At 35.7% G+C, this 1,890-nt stretch carries 3 protein-coding genes; all 3 read right to left on the reverse strand.

What is annotated here, in order from left to right; translation table 11 throughout:
• Positions 1–155: 155 nt before the first annotated feature.
• Genes LIZ98_RS17350 through tnpA form a run of 3 tightly spaced genes read right to left on the reverse strand, consistent with a single transcriptional unit; the run spans position 156 to position 1,825 of the window.
• A complete protein-coding gene (locus LIZ98_RS17350) occupies positions 156–1,226 on the reverse strand; it encodes an RNA-guided endonuclease InsQ/TnpB family protein (RefSeq protein ID WP_227140387.1) in 1,071 nt (356 codons plus the stop codon).
• A 4-nt stretch (positions 1,227–1,230) separates the two neighbouring features.
• On the reverse strand, positions 1,231–1,419 hold the full coding sequence (locus tag LIZ98_RS17355) for a hypothetical protein (protein WP_227140388.1): 189 nt from the start codon (positions 1,417–1,419) through the stop codon (positions 1,231–1,233).
• Between the two features lie 7 nt (positions 1,420–1,426).
• Positions 1,427–1,825 carry an IS200/IS605 family transposase gene (gene tnpA, locus LIZ98_RS17360; RefSeq protein WP_227140389.1) on the reverse strand — a complete coding sequence of 133 codons (399 nt, stop codon included), beginning with the start codon at positions 1,823–1,825 and terminating at the stop codon, positions 1,427–1,429.
• Between the last annotated feature and the right edge of the window lie 65 nt (positions 1,826–1,890).

The raw sequence follows: 1,890 nt of genomic DNA on the forward strand, positions 1-1,890 counted from the left end.
TTGAGACTCCCACGACTAAAGTCGCAAGCCCTAAACCTTACGGTTTAACGGGTGGGATTCTTGAGTGACTAAGCGTTCGCAGTCCATTTCTGTTTTGAACAGTCCTCAAGGTGAGGGCATCTCATTGCCCCTCCTAAGACAGTGCATATAGCATCTTAGGCTGGTTGACTGTTACCATCAACCACAGGTGCATATCGAATATTCATAGCACCAACTATGTCCCTATGTTTCTCGAATCCGCATTTACACTTATATTTTCTGTCTTGTGCCTTGTTCTTTTCAGAACATCTAGGACATGTTTGACTTGTGTAGGCAGGATTCACATATTCGACTTCAATACCTTCTAAGTTAGCTTTGTATTCAATGAATTGAGATAGGCGATAGAATGACCAAGTGTGCAAATTCTTTTCGTTTTTACGACTTGTTCTTGTCGTCTGTCTGATGTTCGCTAATCGTTCTAAGCGAATGACAGATACTTTATTTTCTTTAGCAAAATTAACAATCGCACGACTAATCTTATGGTCTTTATCTTTCATCCAACGTTGTTCCTTGTTTTTTGAATTGCGAATAGCATTCAATTTTTTCTTTTTGCCTAATGCCTTGCGAACAGAACGAAACTTTCTCTTTTTGTATTTATTCTCTCTACCGTTACCGAAGAAACGCACTTTTTCATCATCAGTCACAGCAACAGCAGGTACTTTTAATCCTAAATCCACTCCCATGACCTTTACTCCTGTTTTTTTAACAGTGGGTATGGTGACAGAAATTTGTGCAACCCATTTATTTGACTTTTTCGTGATACGCAGTGTGCCTAACTTCTGTTTAAGCAAATTAAAATTTCGATTATCTTTATCAACCAACAAAGCACGAATAGGTGTTTTCTTAGCTTTACCATCAATCATGATAGGCAAATAGATATGAGTGAAGTCAAATGAGTAGTTTTGATTGTTCCAAATACACATCGGTTTCTTTAAAACTGACAAGCGATTGGTTTTCTTATATTTCCTAAAAACACTTTTTGCATCTTTAATCGCTTGGTTCTTTACCGCACTTGGCAAGGAAACATCAATATTTTTACTTGTTTTCTTAGTGCTTTTCTTTTCTTTTACCATTTCAGATACAAGGTCATTGATTGTTGAAATGTATGTTTTACTCATTTCAGTCAAAGTTAAAGCCTGTTTTTTCGTAGGTAACAATTTGATTTTCACAGTGACTGTTTGCGACATTGTTTCACTTCCTTTTTAGCTTGCGCTTAATGATTGAAATTTCTTGTTCAGTTTTCCATATTTCCTCTGCTAATGCTGATTTTGGTGTCCCTTGTTGAATCATTTTATACCCAAATAATAAATTGTCTTGCTTTTCCAAAAGCATATCTTCTAATTGACTCTTGCTTTTTCCTTTTAAGTCTACAAAATGCAATATATTTTCACCCCCTTGTTTTTTGTTGTTCGACATAACGCTTTATTGTTTCGCTTGATACATTCCCTGCGGTAGAAACGAAATAGGAGCGTGTCCATAGACTTGGCAAATGTCGAAGATGAGGAAATTCCTCTCTTAACTTTTTAGAAGTCACTCCTTTGATTTTTGCCATAATATCAGCAGGGCTAAGCATTGGTAGTGCATTAAGAAACATATGTGTGTGGTCTTTGTCACACTCTAAAGCAACAATGACAATATCTAATTCTTCACATATTTCTTGTACCAATTGTTTGAAACGCTCCTCTACATCACTACGAAGGAATATTTTCCTTCTATATCGAGGACAAAAAACGAAATGATAGTTGATTAGTGATACGGTTGTGTTTGTTCGTCTGTATTCGTTCATATATACATTGTATCAGTTTTATTTATGAACTGCAACAATTATACAATAAAAAAGTGTGATTTTCG

The sequence above is a fragment of the Caldibacillus sp. 210928-DFI.2.18 genome (assembly GCF_020554505.1).
Lineage (GTDB): Bacteria > Bacillota > Bacilli > Bacillales > Caldibacillaceae > Caldifermentibacillus > Caldifermentibacillus hisashii.